Here is an 18,230-nt window from a genome sequence, read left to right on the forward strand (position 1 = left end):
TGCCGGAAGTACTTCGACCGATCAACAGCTTGTCAGGCCGACATGGATATCCTGCAGATTCTTCTCGATTTGTTCACGGGGTATGGCTACTTTGCCGTATTCATCGTGTTGCTGGTGTGTGGTTTTGGTGTGCCGATTCCGGAGGACATTACCCTGGTGGCCGGCGGCATCATTTCCGGGCTGGGCTATACCGACGTGCACGTGATGTTCGCGGTGGGCATGGCCGGCGTGCTGGTCGGCGACGGCCTGATGTTCCTCGCCGGCCGCGTCTACGGCGACCGCGTGCTGCGCTTCAAGCCGATTGCCAAGGTGATGACGCCGGAGCGTTTTGCCGCGGTACAGGAGAAGTTCGCCCGCTACGGCAACTGGGTGCTGTTCGTCGCCCGTTTCCTGCCCGGCCTGCGTTCGCCCATCTTCCTGACCGCCGGCCTGACGCGGCGCATCCCGTACTGGCGCTTCCTGCTGATGGACGGTTTTGCCGCGCTGATCTCGGTGCCGGTGTGGGTGTATCTCGGCTACTTCGGCGCACGCAACCACGAGTGGCTGATGCAGATGGTGCACCGTGGCCAGGCCGGCATCCTGATCGCGATCGCGGTACTGGCGGTGGTGCTGGGCGGTTTCTACTGGCGCCACAAGCGGCGCGAGTCGAAAGCCCGCCGCAACGCCGAGGACCTGATCGCCAAATGAACAATGCCCCGCAGCGCGGGGCATTGTTCATTGCCGGGTGAGGCGGGCGATCAGCCGACCTGCAGCAGCTCGACCTCGAATACCAGCGTCGCGTGCGGCGGAATCACGCCGCCGGCGCCGCGGGCGCCGTAGCCCAGCTCGGCCGGGATGGTCAGCTTGCGCTTGCCGCCGACCTTCATGCCCTGTACCCCCTGATCCCAGCCCTTGATCACGTAGCCTTCGCCCAGCACGAAGCTGAACGGCTGGTAGCGGTCCTTGCTGGAATCGAATTTGGTGCCATCGGTCAGCCAGCCGGTGTAGTGTACGGTCACTTCCTGAGCGGCCACGGCTTCCGCGCCGTCGCCTACCAGCAGGTCTTCGATGATCAGTTCTGCCATGAGATGTCCTTGTTTTGCTGCATTAGCGAAAGCGGCATTTTAACAGTCCGCCACCGTGCCGTCGAAATCTTGATATTGTCTTTGCCCTTCAATTGCTTATAAAGAGAAAGCGGAGCAATTTTCGCCTGTGACATTATCTGAATAGGGGAATGGCAATGGACATTACTCATCTACCTTCGCATGAGCATGTAGTAGTCAGGCATGTGACGCCCGACCAGCCGCTGCAGTGGCTGCGCATGGGCTGGCAGGACCTGCGTCGCGCACCGGCCGATTCGCTGTTCTACGGCGCCGTGTTCGTGGTGATGGGCTTCCTGCTGAACATGTACTTCGACTTCGCACCACAGCACGTGATTACCCTGGCAACGCTGTTCCTGCTGGGCGGCCCGTTCCTCGCCATCGGCCTGTACGATATCGCACGCCAGCTGGAGGATCCGGCCGGCGGGAAGGTGACGCTGATGCACAGCATGACCGCGTGGCGCGTCAACATGCCGGGCTTTACCCTGTTCGCCGCCCTGCTGGCGGTGCTGGTGTTCGGCTGGTTCCGCATCTCGCTGCTGATGTTCGCGCTGTTCTTCCAGGGTAGCGTGCCGTCGCTGGAGCAGCTGGTCGCCTCCGCCTTCACCACCGAGAACCTGCCGTTCCTGATCGCCTACTTCGGCACCGGTTTCTTCTTCGCCGTGGCAGTGTTCGCGCTCAGCGTCTGCGCCATCCCGATGATGCTGGACAAGGACGTCGACACCATCACCGCGATGGTGATGAGCGTGCAGGCGGTATACCGTAATTTGCTGACGATGCTGGTATGGGCGGCTATGATCGTGGTCCTGACCGCGATCGGTTTTGCTACCCAGTTCATCGGCCTGCTGCTCATCATGCCCCTGATCGGGCTGGCCAGCTGGCATGCCTATCGCGCCCTGATCAACTTCGAGCGCTAGAACCCGTCCACTTCATGACTCCTCACATCGTGTTTGTCGACCGGGACAGCCTGCCTGTCCCGGTGCCGTCTTGTGCCTTCCCGCATCGCTTCACCGCCTATCCGTCCACCAGTCGCGAGCAAGTACTGGCCCACTGTGCCAAGGCCGACATCGTGATCAGCAACAAGGTCGCGTTCGACGCGGCCACGTTGGCCGCACTGCCGCGGCTTAAGCTGCTGGCCATCGCCGCCACCGGCTACAACCACATCGACCTCGCCGCCTGCCGCGAGCGCGGCATCGCGGTGTGCAACATCCGCCACTACGGCGACGACACCGTGGCCGAGCACGCCTTCATGCTGATGATGGCGCTGATGCGCAACCTGCCGGCCTACCAGCGCGATGTCGCCGCCGGGGTCTGGCAACAGGCGGCGCAGTTCTGCCACTTCGGCGCGCCGATCCGCGACCTGCAGGGCGCGACGCTGGGCATCGTCGGCAGCGGCGGCATCGGCCAGGCGATGGCGGCCCGCGCCCGCGCCTTCGGCATGCGCGTGCAGTTTGCCGAGCGCAAGGGCGCGGTCACGGTGCGCGACGGCTACGTGGCGTTTGACGCGCTGCTGGCTACGTCCGACGTGATCTCGCTGCACTGTCCGCTGAACGACGACACCCGCAACCTGATCGCGCAGCCGGAGCTGATGGCGATGAAGCCGGGCGCGGTGCTGATCAATACCGCGCGCGGCGGGCTGGTGGACGAGGAGGCGCTGGTGGCGGCGCTGAAGTTCGGCCAGCTTGGCGGTGCCGGCTTCGACGTGCTGTCGGTGGAGCCGCCGCGCGACGGCAACCCGCTGCTGAAGGCGCGCCTGCCGCACCTGATCGTGACGCCGCACGTCGGCTGGGCCAGCGGCGAGGCGATGGCCAGGCTGGCGGCGCAGCTGGTCGGCAATATCGAGGCCTGGCAGCGCGGCGAGCGGCAGAACCGGCTGGACTGAAACCGCGCGCTTGTAATGGACAAAGCCCGACGATGTCGGGCTTTTTTGTTGAACCTTTTATATTTGTACAGGACAAACATTTGACAAAATGAAGTGGTTGATCGATAACGCAGTATCGATAAAGGACTGACATCATGAAAATAGCGGTGGTGGGGGCCGGGATTGCCGGCCTGTCCGCGGCCTGGCTCTTGAGCCGGGCCGGACACCAGGTGGTGCTGTACGAGGCCGCGGCCTACGCCGGCGGTCACAGCAACACCGTCGACGTCGAGCTGGACGGCCTCCGCGCGCCGGTGGACACCGGCTTCCTGGTACACAACGACCGTACCTACCCCAACCTGATCCGCCTGTTTGCGCTGCTGGGGGTGCCGGTGCGCGCCAGCGAGATGACCTTCTCGGTGGTGCTGGAGCAGGAAAACGTGGAGTGGGCCGGCAGCAGCATCGCCACGCTGTTCGCGCAGAAGCGCAACCTGCTGCGGCCAACCTTCTGGCGCATGGTCGGCGACATCCTGCGCCTGCACCGGCTGGCGCCGCAGCTGCAGCGGGAAAGCCGCGACAGCGGCGAAACCCTGGGGCAGATCCTCGACCGCTACCGCTTCAGCGCGGCGTTGCGCGACTGGTACCTGCTGCCGATGGGGGCGGCGATCTGGTCCAGCTCCACCCGCGACATGGCCGCGTTCCCGGCCTCGACCTTCTTCGACTTCTGCGCCAACCACGGCTTGATGCAGATACTGGACCGGCCGCAGTGGAAGACGGTGCAGGGCGGCGCGCGCGAGTACGTGCGGCGCATGGTGGCCGGCATCGGCGAGGTGCGGCTGTCGTCGCCGGTGTACCGGGTGCGTCGCGACGAACGCGGCGTGACGCTGTGCAGCCGCCACGGCGAGGAGCACTTCGAGCAGCTGGTGCTGGCCTGCCACAGCGACCAGGCGCTGGCGCTGCTCGGCGACGCCAGCGAGGCGCAACGGGCGCTGCTGTCGCCGCTGCGCTACCAGCCCAACCGCGCGGTGCTGCACACCGACGCCGCCTTCCTGCCGGCGCGGCGCCAGGCGTGGGCGGCGTGGAATTACCGCATGGGCGAGGGCGGGCAGTCGTCGCAGCCGGTGATGGTCAGCTACCTGCTCAACCAGCTGCAGAAGTTGCCGTTCCGCAGCCCGGTGATCGTGACGCTGAACCCCTACCGCGAGCCGCAGGGCAAGCTGGCGGAGTTCGACTACGCCCACCCGCTGTTCGACCGTGCCGCCATCGCCGCGCAGCAGTCGCTGGCGACGATACAGGGGCGCCAGCGCACCTGGTTTGCCGGCGCCTGGGCCGGCTACGGCTTCCACGAGGACGGCCTCAAGGCCGGCATGGCGGTGGCGCAGGCGCTCGGCGCGACTATCCCGTGGGACATCGGCCAGCCGCTGGCCGCGCCCCCGCTGCTGCCGCAGCCGGCGGTGGTCGCGCCATGACCGCGTTCACGATCTACCGCGGCCGCGTCTGGCACGGCCGCAGCGCGCCGGCCCGCCACCAGTTCAGCTACCGCCACGCCTGGCTGGCGCTGACGCTGCTGCCTGGCCAGGCTGAGCCGGCCAACCTCCGCCTCGCGCCGGGGGTGAGCTGGCAGCGCCGCCACCACGGCCCGCGCGACGGCACGCCGCTGCTGCCGTGGCTGACGGCAAGGTTGGCCGCAAGCGGCGTGCGCGACATCGCGCGCGTCGAGCTGCACACCCTGCCCAGCCTGTTCGGCTACGTGTTCAACCCGGTCAGCTTCTACCTGGTGTTCGATGCCGCCGCCGCACTGCGCGCGGTGTGGGTCGAGGTCAGCAACACCTTCGGCCAGCATCACGACTACTGCCTGCACCACCCCGACCATCGCGCCATCGGCCGCCGCGACCTGCTGAGCGCCGGCAAGGCGCTGCAGGTGTCGCCGTTCTTCCGGGTGGAGGGCTGCTACCGCTTCCGCTTCCTGCGCGCGGCGGACGGCCGCTTCGCGGTGCGTATCGAGTACCGCCGCGACGACGCGGACAGCGGCTTCGTCGCCAGCCAGCAGGGCACGCCGGTGCCGTACTCGCCGGCGCGGCTGTGGCAGCTGCTGCTGGCCACCGGCCTGCTGGGCGTGGGCGTCTGGGCGCGCATCCACTGGCAGGCGCTGCGGCTGTGGCGCAAGAAGGTCCCGTTTTTCGGCAAGGATGGCCACGCGGCCACCTTGCCCCCTCCCGGAGAGTTGTCATGAACGCATCCTCGCGTACCCTCGCTTCGCCGCAGGACCTGCGGGCCCCGCTGCTGGTGCGCCCGCTGCTGCTGGCCCTGTCGCGCCTGCAGTACGGCGAGCTGACGCTGATCACCCCCGACGGCGGCAGCTACCAGTTCCAGGGCCGTCATACTGGCCACCAGGCACAGCTGCAGGTCCATGACTGGCGCGCGCTGCGCCGCATCGTGCTGGCCGGCGACATCGGTCTTGCCGAAGCCTGGCGCGACGGCTGGCTGGCGTCGCCGGACTGGACGGCACTGCTGCAGCTGGCGCTGGCCAACGAGTCCGCTTTCGAGCAGGCAATCCACGGTAGCTGGCTTGGTACCCTCGGTTACTGGCTGAAACACCTGACGCGCGCCAATACCCGTGGTGGCAGCCGCCGCAACATTCACGCCCACTACGATATCGGCAACGACTTTTACCGGCTGTGGCTGGATCCGGGCATGACCTATTCCGCTGCCATCTTCAGCGGCGAGGCCGGGCAAACCTTGGCCGCGGCGCAGGAGGCCAAGTACGAACGCATTCTTGCGCGTCTCGATGCGCAGCCGGGGCAGCGCATCCTGGAGATCGGCTGCGGCTGGGGCGGCTTTGCCGAGTACGCGATCCGCAGCCGCGGCGTACACGTCACCGGCGTGACCCTGTCGCCATCGCAGCTGGCGTGGGCGCAGCAAAGGTTGGCCGCAGCCGGACTGGAGGCGCAGGCCGACCTGCGGCTACAGGACTACCGCGATATCGACGGCCAGTTCGACCACCTCGTGTCGATCGAGATGCTGGAGGCGGTCGGCGAGCGCTGGTGGCCCCGCTACTTCCGCACCCTGCATGACCGTCTCAAGCCCGGCGGGCGGGCGATGGTGCAGGTGATCACCATCGGCGACGACTACTTCGCGCGCTACCGGCGCGGCACCGACTTCATCCAGCAGTTCATTTTCCCTGGCGGCATGCTGCCGTCGCCGGCGGCGCTGGATCGTGAAATTGCCGATGCCGGCTTGCAGCTGGCCGAGCGCTATACCTTTGGCCGCGACTACGCCGAGACCCTGCGGCGCTGGTTGCATGATTTCAATACCGCGCTACCGCAAGTGTATGGCCAGGGCTTCGATCAGGCGTTCGTGCGCCTGTGGCAGTTCTACCTGCACTACTGCATCGCCGGCTTCGAGGCGGGACGCACCGATGTTTGCCAACTGGAAATCCGTCGCCGCTAGCGTGGCGCTGCTTGTGGCTCAGATGGGAAATGCCATGGCCCTGCCTGCTGAACTGAACGGTTTGCAACTGCGTGGCCAGGGCACGCTGCGCTGGTTCGGCTTCCGCCTGTACGACTCCGCGCTGTACACGCCGGCGGCGCAAGCGTTCCAGTGGACACAACCGTTTGCGCTGGAGATCCGCTACGCACGCAGCATTCCCGGTGCCAGGCTGGTGGCTACCAGCCTCGAGGAAATGCAGCGTTACGGCATGCCGGAGCGGGTGCGCGCGACGTGGAGCGAGCACATGCGGCGTGCCTTTCCCGACGTAGCCGAGGGTGACGTACTGATCGGCGCCATGGACGGCAGCGTGGTGCGCTTCTGGTTCAATGGACGCCTGACCCACCGTATCGACGACCCGCTGTTCGGGCAGCTGTTTTTCCGCATCTGGCTGGACCTGGCGTCACGGGCGCCGGCGGTGCGTGAACAGCTGCTGGGTGGCCGCGGATGAACGCGCCCGGCACGTGGCAGCTGGCGCTGAGTGGCCTCGGCGGCCTGCCGCTGGCGATGGTGGCGCTACCGCTGTACGTGCACACCCCGGCGCTGTATGCCGCCGATTTCGGTGTGGCGCTGGCCAGCCTCGGCTGGGTGCTGCTGCTGGCGCGGCTGGTCGATACCGCGATCGACCCGCTGCTCGGGGTGTGGCAGGACCGCCTGTCGCCGCCGCGGGCGCGTGCGCTGTTGCTGCTGGCCGCCGTTGGCGGGCTGGCCGGTTTCGGCTGGCTGGTGATGCCGCAGCGCGACTGGCCGTTGCTGCCGCAACTGGCGGCCGCCTTGCTGCTGGTGTATCTGGCGCACGGCTGGCTGAACATCGCGCTGTTGCGCTACGGCGCGGCACTGTGGCCCAGTGTGCACGGCCGCTCGCGGGTGGCGGCGTGGCGCGAGGGCTGGGCGCTGCTCGGCGTGCTGCTGGCAGCGGCACTGCCGGCAACGTTGGCCGCCCGCCACGGCCAGCAGTACGCCATGCAGGTGCTGGCGGCGCTGCTGTTGCTGTGCAGTTGCGTGTGTCTGTGGCTGCTGCGTCACGCGCCGGCGGCGTTGCCGTTGGCTGCCGGCCGCACCGCGCCACACTGGCACCAGCTGTGGCAGGACAGCGCCTTCCGTCGCGTGCTGCTGGTGCTGCTGCTCAATGCCATCGCGATGGCGATCCCGGCGACGCTGCTCAATTTCTACATCGCCGATCTGTTGCGCACACCGGCACTGGCCGGCCTGTTCCTGCTGCTGTATTTCCTCGCCGCGGTGCTGTCGTTGCCGCTGTGGGTGCGCCTTGCCGACCGCATCGGCCGCGTCGCCGCCTGGCGTGGCGGCATGCTGCTGGCACTACTGGTGTTCCTGCCGGTGCCAGTACTGGGCGAGGGGCAGGGTGGCCTGTTTGCCGCGGTGTGCCTGCTCAGCGGTGCGGCGCTGGGGGCCGATCTCGCTTTCGGCAGCGCACTGGTGGCCGACGTGCTCGGCGAGCGCGTCGCCGCGCAAGGTGGTACCGCCTTTGGCGCGGTGTCGATGATGAACAAGCTGGCGCTGGCCGTTGCCGCTGGCTTCGCGCTGCCGCTGGCGGCACAGCTGGGCTATCAGCCCGGCGGCGATGCCTCGGCGCTGCCATGGTTGTATGCCGGCCTGCCGGTGCTATTCAAGCTGGCGGCCTGCCTGGCCCTGCCGTCGGCACCACTTCTGATGGGAGTAAAGGCATGACCCGAATCCTCAACGCCGCCGTGCTGGCCATGCTGTGCGGCCTGCTGCTGGCGTGTTCCAGCACCGGCATCGACGACTACCGCGGCACGCGGCCAGGCTTTGACCTGAAAACGTATTTCAACGGCCCGCTGACGGCGCAGGGCATGTTCCAGGACCGCAGCGGCAAGGTGCTGCGCCGCTTCACCGTGCAGATGAACGGCAGCTGGCAGGGCGAGCGCGGCGTGCTGGACGAGCACTTCACTTACGACGACGGCGAAAAACAGCGCCGGGTATGGACGCTGCAAAAGCTGCCCGATGGCCGCTACCGCGGCACCGCCAGCGACGTGGTGGGGCAGGCCAGCGGCCGCACCGAAGGTTTTGCGCTGTTCTGGGACTACACGCTGCGCCTGCCGGTGGACGGCAAGGTGTACGAGGTGCGTTTCGACGACTGGATGTACCAGCTGGACGAGCACACGGTGCTGAACCGCTCGGTGATGAGCAAGTGGGGCGTGCGCCTGGGTGAGGTGACGCTGGTGTTCCGCAAGGGGGCGCAGCCGTGAGCCTGAACCCCCGCTTGCAGGACTGGCACAACCGCCGCGTGTGGCTGGTCGGCGCCGGCCACGGCATCGGCGCGGCGCTGGCGCGCGAGCTGCACCGCCTCGGCGCCTGGGTGGCGCTGTCCGGCCGCCACGAGGCGGCGCTGCGCGAGGTCGCCAGCGGCCACGAGCGCATGTGGTTGCTGCCGCTGGACGTGACCCGCCCCGAGGACTGGCAGCGCAGCCGCGACCAGTTGCTGCAGCAGTGGCAGGGCATCGACCTGGTGGTGATGCTGGCCGGCGACTATACCCCGCTGCGCGCCTGGCAGCTGACGCCGGAGCTGGCGCGGCGCATGGTCGACGTCAACCTGCTGGGGGTGATGTACGGCAGCGCGGCGCTGGTGCCGCAGCTGCTGGCGCAGTCCGGCGGCGCCATCGCGCTGGTGGCCAGCGTCGCCGGCTGGGGCGGCATGCCCAACGGCCTGGTGTACGGCGCCACCAAGGCGGCGGTGAACTACTTCGCGCAGACGCTGTACCTCGACCTGCACCGCCACGGCATCGGCGTGCACGTGATCAATCCCGGTTTTGTCGCCACCCGCCTCACCGCACAGAACGCGTTTGCGATGCCGGCACTGCTGACGCCGGAGCAGGCGGCGCAGCAGATCGTGCGCGGCTTCGCCCGCGGCGAGTTCGACATCCATTTCCCGAAGCGCTTCTCGTGGCCGCTGAAGTTGGCCGCACTGTTGCCCTACCGCCTGTACTTCTGGCTCGCCCACAGGGTTACCGGACTATGAATCCCCAACTTGCCCGCCATCTGGACTGGTTTGCCTCGCTGTCGCCGCAGACGCTGGATGACATCGACGCCGTCTACGCCGAGTCCGCCACGTTCCGCGACCCGTTCCAGCAGGTGCACGGCCGCGACGCGATCAAGGCCTTGTACGCGAACATGTTCCGGCGGCTGCAGGCGCCGCGCTTCGTGATCGGCGAGGTGGTGGCGCAGGACGACAAGGCCTTCGTCAGCTGGGATTTCCGCTTCGAGCTGGGTGGCCGGGCGCAGCAGATCCACGGCGGCACGCTGCTGACCCTCGCCGCCGACGGCCGCATCGCCGCGCACCGCGACTACTGGGATGCGGCGGAAGGGGTGTACGAAAAACTGCCGCTCGTCGGTGCCTTGCTGCGTGTGATCAAACGGCGCATGGCATAATGCCGGCCTTGTCGATGTGTTGTCGGAACGCCAGCGTGTACAAATGATGAACGAAGACTCCGCCCCGAGCGATGGCGGCCTGCCCATCGCCGCCGTCGAACGCGAGACCGGCATCCCCAAGGACCTGTTGCGGATGTGGGAGCGCCGCTACGGCTTTCCGCAGCCGGCGCGCGATGCCGCCGGCGACCGCCTGTACAGCGCGGCGCAGGTCGGCAAGCTGAAGCAGGTGCGGCGGCTGATGGACCTGGGCTTCCGCCCCGGCAAGCTGGTCGGGCAGAGCATGGCGCAGCTGGAGGCGCTGGCGCAGACGCACACCCCGGCTCGGGTGGTGCCGGATGTCTGCGCCGGCCTGATCGACGCGCTGGGCGGCCACGACGCGCTGGCGGTGCGCGAGCTGCTGCGCCACCGCCTGTTCGAACTCGGCCTGCGCCGCTTCGTCAGCGATTTTCTGGCCGCGGCCAACCCGCTGGTCGGCGAGGCGTGGATGCGCGGCGAGCTGCGCGTACACGAGGAACACCTGTACTCGGAAGAGGTCAAGCGCGTGCTGCGCGAGACCCTGGCCGGCATCCCCGCCGGCCTGCAGTCGCCGCGGGTGATGCTGACCACCTGCCCGGGCGAGCAGCACCTGATCGGCCTGCTGATGGTGGAAGCGCTGCTGCGCTTGGCCGGCTGCGACGCCATCGCCTTCGGCACGCAGATGCCGCTCACCGACATCGCCAGCGCGGCGCACAAGCACCGCGTCGACGTGGTGGTGCTGTCCTTTTCCGCCTCCTACGAGGCCAGCCCGCAGGCGGACGTCGCGGTGCTGGACACCCTGCTGCCGGACGGGGTCGAGGTCTGGCTCGGCGGTGCCGGCTGCCGCGGCCTGAAGCGGCTGCCCGCCCGCGCCACGCGGCTGACGCTGGAGCAGCTCGACGCCTGCGTCAGCGACTGGCGCGAGCGGCACCCGCCCGCAATTGCCGTTTGAAAAAGACGGCGACCTTGGCCATAACAAAGAGGCCATCGCGGCGTGTCGCCGGATGGCCCTGGGGTGCTGGCAGCGCGGTCGCGCGATGAGCGCCGGTGTCAGAACGGTCTCAGTCGTCCATGTCTTTCAGGTTCTTGCGCGGGGTGTCTTCCGGGTCCTGGCCCAGCTTGCCGCGGATACAGGACAGGTACACGTTCACGTCCGGCCCGCCGCCGTAACGCTGCGCCTGCCAGATCATCTCGCCCAGGCAGTCCAGCACCTCGTGCTGCGCGTCGTGCTCGTCGCCGGTCTGCTGCAACAGCTGCTGGTACAGCGCGCGGATGCCGGGCGGCTGGTCGATCGACAGCTGCTCTTCCAGCGCCAGGTGCATGCCCATGTGCAGGAAGGGATTGGTTTCGCCCTGTTCCGGCAGCCATTCGCGCTCGGCGTACTGTTGCGGGCGGTTGAGAATGTCGTGGTATTCCGGATGCAGCAGGATCACGCTGAACAGCAGCTTCTCCAGATCGGTCAGCGGCTGACCGGCCTGCTGCTTCTGCCAGGTATCGAAAAAGAAACGGCGGGCATCCTGTCGGCTGGGTGCGAACATCATGGTTGACTGATTTACTCGGAAAAGCAGCATTATACGGATGGAGACCCACCATGACCACGATTGCGGACTTTGCGGCCAACCTTGGCGATGGCCTGTTGCAACCCCTGGCGCAGTACCGCGGCCAGGTGCTGCTGATCGTCAACACCGCCAGCGAATGCGGCTACACCCGGCAGTACGCCGGCCTGCAGGAACTGCACAGTACCTATCAGGGGCAGGGCTTCTGCGTGCTGGGCTTTCCCTGCAACCAGTTCGGCGGCCAGGAGCCGGGCGACGCCCGCGCGATCCATGATTTCTGCGTCAGCCGCTTCGGGGTCAGCTTCCCGCTGTTCGAGAAGGGCGACGTCAACGGCGCGGGCGCCAGCCCGCTGTGGCACTGGCTGACCGGCGCCGACAGCAAGCATCCGCATCCGGTGAAGTGGAACTTCACCAAGTTCCTGATCGACCGCAAGGGACGGCTGGTGAAACGCTACGAGCCGGCGGCGGAGCCGCACGACATCGCCGGCGACATCGAGGCGCTGCTGCAGGCCGCCGCCTGAGCACCGCCACAAAACACTGCGGCCAACCTTGAGTGCAAGGTTGGCCGCAGTGTCATGCCGGCAAGGGAATTACTTGCGGGTAAAGATGATGTCCCACACGCCGTGGCCGAGGCGGATGCCGCGCGCCTCGAACTTGGTCAGCGGGCGGTAGTCCGGGCGCGGCGCGTAGCCGTCGGCGCTGTTGGCCAGATCGGCATTGGCGCTGAACACCTCCATGATCTGGATGGCGTAGTCTTCCCAGTCGGTGGCGGCGTGCAGGTAGCCGCCCGGCTTCAGCTTGCGCACCAGTTTTTCCACCAGCGGCGCCTGGATCAGGCGGCGCTTGTTGTGGCGCTTCTTGTGCCACGGATCGGGGAAGAAGATGTGCACGCCGTCCAGCGAGCCGTCCGGCAGCATGTTGTCCAGCACCTCCACCGCGTCGTGGCGGATCAGGCGCAGGTTGCTCAGCTGCTGCTCCGCGATCAGCTTGAACAGGTTGCCCACCCCCGGCGAGTGCACCTCGATGCCGAGGTAGTCCTTGTCCGGGTTGCCGGCGGCGATTTCGGCGGTGGCGCCGCCCATGCCGAAGCCGATTTCCAGGATTTTCGGTGCCGCGCGGCCGAAGGCCTGCTGCAGGTCCAGCGGCGCCGCCTGATACTCGATGCCCCATTTCGGCATGCCTTCGTCGATGGCGCGCTGCTGCGCAGGAGACAGGTGGCCCTGACGCAGCACGAAGCTGCGAATGGCGCGGTTGAAGGCCGGATTTTCCATGGTCGTCACTCAAAAACTGCAAAAAGATCGCGATGTTACCGAATCTTGGCCGCCAGCGGTAGGGCTGCGCCGCCGCCCCGCCAGTAGCGTCTTGGCGCAGATCAATTCCGCCGCCGATTCACCTTGGCAAAGCGGCAGCATGTGCCATGCTGTGTGAGGGGAAAGCGGACGTAGCAATGGACACGGGAGGTGTCTCATGAACGATGAACTGCACGACTTTGTAAAACTGCTGGAAGAGTACCGCGCCGAAGGGCAGGAGCTGGGCACGCTGCTGCGCGTGGAGCCGGTGCGCCACCTGTCGCTGCCCTTGTGCCACGAGACCTGCGCCGAGCTGCGCGCGATGGCCGAGGTGTTCCAGTGCGACGAGGCGCTCTTGGCCAGCGCCATCCTGCGCGGCGCGCTGCGCCATATGCAGCTGCACCTCAACGACGATCTCGACGCGCTGGCCGCGCTGGCCCGCGACCGGCTGTGCAGCCCGTGCGAGGACGCCAGCGAGGCGATCTGACACGGTCACAACCCATAACGGAGAACCCCGCCGCGGCACGCGCCACGGCGGGGTTTCTTCATCGCGGCGCTCAGGCCAGGGTTGGCCGCAAGGTAGCGCTACAGCTGGCGCAGCAGCGCATCCACCGTCGGGTAGCGCAGGCAGCCGGGCAGCTCGCGCAACAGGCGCGCGTTGCTGAGGCGACGCGATTCGGCCATGAACGACCACAACCCCGGCGACACCTGCTGCTGCACCACTGCGCGCGGCAGGCGCGGCGCGCGCGGATAGCCCAGCGTATCGGCCAGCTTGTCGTACCACTCGCCGACCGGCAGCGGCTGGCTGTCGCAGGCGTTGTAGACGCGGATGCCGCCGCGCGGCTGCTGCAGCGCGGCCACGCACAGCCGCGCCAGGTCGTCGGCGTGGATGTGGTTGCTGACGCTGTCCTCGGTGGCATCGATCAGCGGCGTGCCGTTGACGAGGCGGGTGAGCGGCAGGCGCTCGGCGGCGTAGATGCCCGGTGCGCGCAGGATGGTCAGCGCGCTGCCGTGGGCGACGGCAAAGCCGCGCAGCGCGCGTTCGGCGTCGACGCGGCGGCGCGCGCGGGCCGAGGTTGGCCGCAGCGGCGCGCACTCGTTCAGCCACTTGCCATCGGCATTGCCGTACACGCCGCTGGTGCTGATATAGACCAGTTGCTGTGGTAAACTCGGCGTTTTTGCCAGTCGCGACAAGACCTTGCGCATTCTGGGGTCGATATTGCTGTGTTCCGGTGGTGGCGCGGTGTACAGCACCGCGTCGGCCAGGCCGGCGAGGCGTTCGAGACTGCGCGCATCATCCAGATCGCCCGGCACCGGCCGGGCGCCCAGCTGTCGCCATTGCGCGGCGGTTTCCGGGCGGCGCGTCAGCGCCAGTATCCGCCAGTGCGGCAGCAGCAGGGGCAGGGCACGCCGGGCGATGTCGCCGGTGCCGATGATCAACAGGGTTCGCATGACGGCCATTTTAGCGAAGTTTAAGGGAACAAGATGACGTGTCAGGTAAAGGTGCTTCCGAGCGGCCATTCTTTTGCGGTTGAATCGCATGAAACCATTCTTGAGGCCGCCTTGCGCCAGAACGTCGGCCTGCCTTACGGCTGCCGTGACGGTGCCTGCGGCGCCTGCAAGGGCAAGGTTGTCGCCGGCGAGGTAGAGCACGGTGGCGCGCAGGAGAAGGCGCTGTCTGCCGCCGACCGCGCACAGGGCATGGCGCTGTTCTGCTGTGCCAGGCCGCAGGGCGACCTCACCATCGAAGTGCGCGAGCTGGCCGGCATCGGCGACATCCAGATCAAGACCCTGCCGTGTCGCGTGGAGTCGATCGAGAAGATCCACGACGTGGCGGTGCTGAAACTGAAGCTGCCGGTGTCCGAACGCCTGCAGTTCATGGCCGGCCAGTACATCGACATCCTGATGAAGGACGGCAAGAAGCGCAGCTTCTCCATCGCCAACGCGCCGCACGACGACGCCTTCATCGAGCTGCACATCCGTAACCAGCCGGGCGGCACCTTCTCCGAGTACGTGTTCCACAGCATGAAGGAAAAGGAAATCATGCGCTTCAAGGGGCCGCTGGGTTCCTTCTTCCTGCGCGAGGACTCCGACAAGCCGATCATCATGGTGGCCAGCGGCACCGGCTTTGCGCCGATCAAGGGCATCATCGAGCACGCCATCCACCACGGCATCACCCGCCCGATCGTGTTCTACTGGGGCGCGCGCACGCCGCACGACCTGTACATGGCGGAGAAGGCCGGGCAGTGGCAGGCGGAAAACGCCAACATCACCTTCATTCCGGTGGTGTCGGACGCGCTGCCGGAGCACAACTGGCCTGGCCGCACCGGCTTCGTGCACCAGGCGGTGCTGGACGACTTCGACGACCTGTCCGGCTACCAGGTGTACGCCTGCGGCGCGCCGATCATGGTCGAGGCCGCGCACAAGTCCTTCATCGGCGAGCGCAAGCTGCCGGAGGACGAGTTCTTCTCCGACGCCTTCTTCCTGTCCAAGGACATGAGTGGCAGCAAGCCGTAAGCCGGCCAATCGCCGATGACAAAGCCGCCTCGTCAGGCGGCTTTTTTGCGTGCGGGCGACGGGTTCAGGGCGCCGGCCGCAGCAGCTGCTCGAAGACGGCTTGCGTCAGCGGCTGCTGGGCAAGGCCCAGCTCCAGCAGCCGTGCCAGGGTCAGTGCGTAGTGGCTGTGCAGCAGCGGCGGCCGCGCGAACTCCTGCAGCAGCGCCCCAAGATCCGGCTGGCTGTCGTCGTGCTGCGCGCGGCGGTACTGCTGCGCCAGCGCCAGCAGCTGCTGTCCCAGCTGCAGCTGGCTGGCGAAGAATGCCGGCCAGTCCGGCTGCGTCTGGCCGTGCCGCATCGTCTCGTGCAGCAGCGGGCCGTTGATGTAGAGGAAGGCGTCGAACACGCGCTGGCAGAAGCGGCCGGCACCGCGCGGGCCGCACCACAGCCAGGCGCCGGCGGCCGGGGCGAGGGCGTCCAGCAGCGGCCGCGCCTGTTCGCGCAAGGCCGGGGTGCAGCCGACGAAGAGCATGAAACCGTACTGCCGTGCCGCCGGGTGCGGGGTGACCGCCAGCTCGATGTCGATGTCCGCGTCGCCGTTGCCGCCCAGGCGCAAGCCCTGCCAGCACAGCGCCGTGCCGTGGCGGCTGGCTGCCGGCTGCAGGCCGCAGTCGGCCAGCCGCTGCTGCAACGCGTCGAGGGTGGTGGCGGGGGTGGCGGGCAGGTCCATCCGGTGTCTACATCAGTTGCCAGTCGAAGTCGCGCAAACGCTGCAGGAACCAGGCCATCGCCTGCCCCGGTTCCTTGGTTTGCCATGCATAATATAGTGGCACGGGATCGCGCGCGTCTTCCACCGCCTTGAGCAGCAGGCGGCCGTCGGCCAGCGGTTTTTGCACATGCTGCAGTGGCAAATAGCCGATGCCGAGGCCGGCGCACTGCATGTCGATCTTGTCGTCCAGGCTGGACACCGTCAGCCGTGCCTGGCCTTCCTGGATCGAGGCGCTGCGCGGCGTCAGCGTGCGCGAGCTGTCGGCCAGCACGATGATGCGGTGCTTGCGCAGCTCGTGCGCCGGGATCGGCTCCGCCGCCTGCGCCAGCGGGTGGCTCGGCGCGACGCAAAAGCCGAAGGCGGCGTGGCCCATCTCGCGGCAGTACAGGTTGCCCTGCACCGGCATGTCCGGTGCGCCGATGCTCAGGTCGGCGCGGCCGTCGATCAGCGCATCCCACATGCCGCCGAAGTTCTCGCGCGTCAGGCGCAGTTCGGTCTGTGCGCCCAGCTCGTCGAATTCGCGCACCAGGTCGATCACGCGGGTGAACGGCAGCAGCGAGGAGATGGCGATGCGCAACTCGCCCTCCCAGCCGGTGGCGTGGGTCTTCACCCGCTGCTCCAGCATCGCCGCCGAGTCCAGCAGCGTGCGGCCTTCCTGCAGCAGCAGCAGCCCGGCCGAGGTCAGCTTGGCCTTGTGGCCGCTGCGGTCGAACAGCATCACGCCCAGGTCCTGCTCCAGCTTCTGCACGCTGTAGGTGATGGCGGACGGCACGCGGAACAGTGCCTCGGCGGCGGCGGCAAAACTGCCGCGGCGGTCGATGGCGTCCAGTACCAGCAGGGCGTCGAGTGAGAGTCGGGTCATGGTGGGCTGCCTGAAAACGGAATGAAAAAAGCCGGTGGCGCGTGCCACCGGCTGTGTCGGCCATCGGGGGATCAACCCTGCTTGGCGCGCTCGATGCCTTCTTCCAGTTCACGGGTGGCGTCTTCCAGTGTACCCCAACCCTGGATTTTGACCCATTTGCCTTTTTCCAGATCCTTGTAGTGCTCGAAGAAGTGCACCATCTGGTCGCGCAGCAGTTGCGGCAGGTCTTCCAGTTTCTGGATGTCCTTGTACATCGGGCACAGTTTCTCGACCGGCACCGCGATCAGCTTGGCGTCGACACCGCCGTCGTCTTCCATCTTGAGCAGGCCCAGCATGCGCACGCGGATCAGCACGCCCGGCGGCAGCGGGAACGGGGTCACCACCAGCACGTCGACCGGGTCGCCGTCGCCGGCGATGGTCTGCGGCACGAAACCGTAGTTGGCCGGGTAGAACATCGAGGTGCCCATGAAACGGTCCACGCACAGCGCGCCGCTTTCCTTGTCGAATTCGTACTTGATCGGGGCGCTGTTGGCGGTGATCTCGATAACGACGTTAACGTCGTTCGGCATGTTCTTGCCCGGGCCGATGAGGTCGATATTCATGCGTGAAAGTCCTTTTCCGGTTGAGTCGTCAGGAATAAACCGGGTGATTATACCAGCAGCCCAGCCGAGGTATAATCGCGTCTATTGATGAAGGCCATAACCGCACATGATGCTAGATAAGCTGATTTCCGAATTCGACCGCGGCCTGCGCACCCTGTTTGCGCCGGCCAGCAGCGCGCGCCCGCATCCCGACCGCGATGTCGCCGAGGCCGAGCTGTCCGCCGCGGACAAACGCCACGCGCTGGGGCTGATGCGCGTCAACCACTGCGGCGAGGTGTGCGCGCAGGCGCTGTACCAAGGCCAGGCGCTGACCGCGCGCGATCCGGCGGCGCGCGAGGCGCTGCGCCACGCCGCGTTCGAGGAGGTGGAGCACCTGGCGTGGACCGAGCGCCGCATCCGCGAGCTGGGCGGCCGCCCCAGCCTGTTCAACCCGCTGTGGTACACCGGCTCGCTGGCGATCGGCGTCACCGCCGGCCTGCTCGGTGACAAGTGGAACCTCGGCTTCCTGCAGGAAACCGAGCACCAGGTCGGCGCCCACCTCGACAGCCACCTCAGCGAGCTGCCGGCGCAGGACGACAAGAGCCGCGCCATCGTCAGCCAGATGCGCGACGACGAGCTGAAGCACGCCGACATGGCTCAGCAGCTGGGCGCGGCCGAGCTGCCGCTGCCGGTGAAGGGCGCGATGAAGCTGTCCGCCAAGCTGATGACGGTGAGCAGCTACCGGCTGTGAGCGCCGCCGCATGAGCAAGCCGCCCGCGGGCGGCGGCGGCAATCATGAAAAAAGCACCGCCTCCCGGCATGGGAGGCGGT

The 18,230-nt window shown here is 67.4% G+C and carries 24 protein-coding genes; 17 read left to right on the forward strand and 7 right to left on the reverse strand.

Features of this window, described 5'->3' with window-relative positions:
* The first annotated feature begins 42 nt into the window (after nt 1-42).
* Nucleotides 43-687: a DedA family protein gene (locus tag IE100_RS12435; protein ID WP_189374627.1), complete on the forward strand. Its 645-nt coding sequence runs from the start codon at nt 43-45 to the stop codon at nt 685-687.
* A gap of 50 nt (nt 688-737) precedes the next feature.
* On the opposite strand, the gene IE100_RS12440 is transcribed toward IE100_RS12435, so the two are convergent.
* Nucleotides 738-1,064 (reverse strand): FKBP-type peptidyl-prolyl cis-trans isomerase, encoded by a 327-nt coding sequence (locus IE100_RS12440; protein WP_047966982.1) that lies wholly within the window; start codon nt 1,062-1,064, stop codon nt 738-740.
* 203 nt (nt 1,065-1,267) lie between these two features.
* Between IE100_RS12440 and IE100_RS12445 the strand changes: the two genes are divergently transcribed.
* The 11 genes from IE100_RS12445 to IE100_RS12495 all read left to right on the forward strand — a co-directional run bounded on the left by IE100_RS12445 (nt 1,268) and on the right by IE100_RS12495 (nt 10,798).
* Nucleotides 1,268-1,996, forward strand: a complete 729-nt coding sequence (locus tag IE100_RS12445) for a DUF2189 domain-containing protein (RefSeq protein ID WP_229800369.1) — start codon at nt 1,268-1,270, stop codon at nt 1,994-1,996.
* Between the two features lie 14 nt (nt 1,997-2,010).
* On the forward strand, nt 2,011-2,961 hold the full coding sequence (locus IE100_RS12450; RefSeq protein WP_189374631.1) for a D-2-hydroxyacid dehydrogenase: 951 nt from the start codon (nt 2,011-2,013) through the stop codon (nt 2,959-2,961).
* 134 nt (nt 2,962-3,095) lie between these two features.
* A complete protein-coding gene (locus tag IE100_RS12455) occupies nt 3,096-4,406 on the forward strand; it encodes an NAD(P)/FAD-dependent oxidoreductase (protein WP_189374632.1) in 1,311 nt (436 codons plus the stop codon).
* Entirely contained in the window at nt 4,403-5,170 is a 768-nt protein-coding gene (locus tag IE100_RS12460) for a DUF1365 domain-containing protein (RefSeq protein WP_189374634.1), read from the forward strand. Before IE100_RS12455 ends, IE100_RS12460 begins: the two co-directional genes overlap by 4 nt.
* Complete coding sequence (locus IE100_RS12465; RefSeq protein ID WP_189374636.1) at nt 5,167-6,387, forward strand: SAM-dependent methyltransferase; 1,221 nt, start codon at nt 5,167-5,169, stop codon at nt 6,385-6,387. Before IE100_RS12460 ends, IE100_RS12465 begins: the two co-directional genes overlap by 4 nt.
* 34 nt (nt 6,388-6,421) lie before the next feature.
* Nucleotides 6,422-6,874 carry a chalcone isomerase family protein gene (locus tag IE100_RS12470; RefSeq protein WP_189374638.1) on the forward strand — a complete coding sequence of 151 codons (453 nt, stop codon included), beginning with the start codon at nt 6,422-6,424 and terminating at the stop codon, nt 6,872-6,874.
* The gene (locus tag IE100_RS12475) at nt 6,871-8,112 is read left to right on the forward strand and encodes an MFS transporter (protein WP_189374640.1); all 1,242 of its coding nucleotides are present in this window, start codon (nt 6,871-6,873) and stop codon (nt 8,110-8,112) included. Before IE100_RS12470 ends, IE100_RS12475 begins: the two co-directional genes overlap by 4 nt.
* Nucleotides 8,109-8,651, forward strand: a complete 543-nt coding sequence (locus IE100_RS12480) for a DUF3833 domain-containing protein (RefSeq protein ID WP_229800370.1) — start codon at nt 8,109-8,111, stop codon at nt 8,649-8,651. The genes IE100_RS12475 and IE100_RS12480 overlap by 4 nt, the downstream gene beginning before the upstream one ends.
* Nucleotides 8,648-9,421: an SDR family NAD(P)-dependent oxidoreductase gene (locus tag IE100_RS12485; protein WP_189374641.1), complete on the forward strand. Its 774-nt coding sequence runs from the start codon at nt 8,648-8,650 to the stop codon at nt 9,419-9,421. Before IE100_RS12480 ends, IE100_RS12485 begins: the two co-directional genes overlap by 4 nt.
* Nucleotides 9,418-9,831 carry a nuclear transport factor 2 family protein gene (locus IE100_RS12490; protein WP_189374643.1) on the forward strand — a complete coding sequence of 138 codons (414 nt, stop codon included), beginning with the start codon at nt 9,418-9,420 and terminating at the stop codon, nt 9,829-9,831. Before IE100_RS12485 ends, IE100_RS12490 begins: the two co-directional genes overlap by 4 nt.
* A 43-nt stretch (nt 9,832-9,874) precedes the next feature.
* On the forward strand, nt 9,875-10,798 hold the full coding sequence (locus IE100_RS12495; RefSeq protein WP_189374645.1) for a MerR family transcriptional regulator: 924 nt from the start codon (nt 9,875-9,877) through the stop codon (nt 10,796-10,798).
* A 109-nt stretch (nt 10,799-10,907) separates the two neighbouring features.
* On the opposite strand, the gene IE100_RS12500 is transcribed toward IE100_RS12495, so the two are convergent.
* Nucleotides 10,908-11,387 (reverse strand): DUF1841 family protein, encoded by a 480-nt coding sequence (locus IE100_RS12500; RefSeq protein WP_229800371.1) that lies wholly within the window; start codon nt 11,385-11,387, stop codon nt 10,908-10,910.
* Nucleotides 11,388-11,437: 50 nt separating this feature from the next.
* On the opposite strand from IE100_RS12500, the gene IE100_RS12505 reads away from it, so the two are divergent.
* Entirely contained in the window at nt 11,438-11,923 is a 486-nt protein-coding gene (locus IE100_RS12505; protein WP_189374647.1) for a glutathione peroxidase, read from the forward strand.
* Nucleotides 11,924-11,992: 69 nt separating this feature from the next.
* Here IE100_RS12505 and trmB read toward each other — a convergent pair whose 3' ends face one another.
* Nucleotides 11,993-12,673: a tRNA (guanosine(46)-N7)-methyltransferase TrmB gene (gene trmB / locus IE100_RS12510; RefSeq protein ID WP_189374649.1), complete on the reverse strand. Its 681-nt coding sequence runs from the start codon at nt 12,671-12,673 to the stop codon at nt 11,993-11,995.
* Between trmB and IE100_RS12515 the strand changes: the two genes are divergently transcribed.
* Entirely contained in the window at nt 12,672-12,830 is a 159-nt protein-coding gene (locus tag IE100_RS12515) for a hypothetical protein (RefSeq protein WP_189374651.1), read from the forward strand. The genes trmB and IE100_RS12515 overlap by 2 nt on opposite strands.
* A gap of 39 nt (nt 12,831-12,869) precedes the next feature.
* On the forward strand, nt 12,870-13,178 hold the full coding sequence (locus IE100_RS12520) for a hypothetical protein (protein WP_189374653.1): 309 nt from the start codon (nt 12,870-12,872) through the stop codon (nt 13,176-13,178).
* Between the two features lie 98 nt (nt 13,179-13,276).
* Here the strand turns inward: IE100_RS12520 and IE100_RS12525 are convergent, their stop codons facing one another.
* On the reverse strand, nt 13,277-14,143 hold the full coding sequence (locus IE100_RS12525; protein ID WP_189374655.1) for an SDR family oxidoreductase: 867 nt from the start codon (nt 14,141-14,143) through the stop codon (nt 13,277-13,279).
* Nucleotides 14,144-14,176: 33 nt separating this feature from the next.
* On the opposite strand from IE100_RS12525, the gene IE100_RS12530 reads away from it, so the two are divergent.
* The gene (locus IE100_RS12530; protein ID WP_189374657.1) at nt 14,177-15,208 is read left to right on the forward strand and encodes a CDP-6-deoxy-delta-3,4-glucoseen reductase; all 1,032 of its coding nucleotides are present in this window, start codon (nt 14,177-14,179) and stop codon (nt 15,206-15,208) included.
* Between the two features lie 64 nt (nt 15,209-15,272).
* Here the strand turns inward: IE100_RS12530 and IE100_RS12535 are convergent, their stop codons facing one another.
* The 3 genes from IE100_RS12535 to ppa all read right to left on the reverse strand — a co-directional run bounded on the left by IE100_RS12535 (nt 15,273) and on the right by ppa (nt 17,420).
* Nucleotides 15,273-15,917, reverse strand: coding sequence for a hypothetical protein (locus IE100_RS12535; RefSeq protein ID WP_189374658.1), 645 nt, complete (start codon nt 15,915-15,917; stop codon nt 15,273-15,275).
* Nucleotides 15,918-15,924: 7 nt separating this feature from the next.
* Complete coding sequence (locus tag IE100_RS12540; RefSeq protein ID WP_189374660.1) at nt 15,925-16,818, reverse strand: LysR family transcriptional regulator; 894 nt, start codon at nt 16,816-16,818, stop codon at nt 15,925-15,927.
* A gap of 71 nt (nt 16,819-16,889) precedes the next feature.
* A complete protein-coding gene (ppa, locus tag IE100_RS12545) occupies nt 16,890-17,420 on the reverse strand; it encodes an inorganic diphosphatase (RefSeq protein WP_189374662.1) in 531 nt (176 codons plus the stop codon).
* Between the two features lie 109 nt (nt 17,421-17,529).
* Between ppa and coq7 the strand changes: the two genes are divergently transcribed.
* The gene (gene coq7 / locus IE100_RS12550; protein ID WP_189374726.1) at nt 17,530-18,150 is read left to right on the forward strand and encodes a 2-polyprenyl-3-methyl-6-methoxy-1,4-benzoquinone monooxygenase; all 621 of its coding nucleotides are present in this window, start codon (nt 17,530-17,532) and stop codon (nt 18,148-18,150) included.
* Nucleotides 18,151-18,230 lie beyond the last annotated feature (80 nt).

It is taken from the genome of Vogesella alkaliphila (assembly GCF_014652475.1).
Classification (GTDB): domain Bacteria; phylum Pseudomonadota; class Gammaproteobacteria; order Burkholderiales; family Chromobacteriaceae; genus Vogesella; species Vogesella alkaliphila.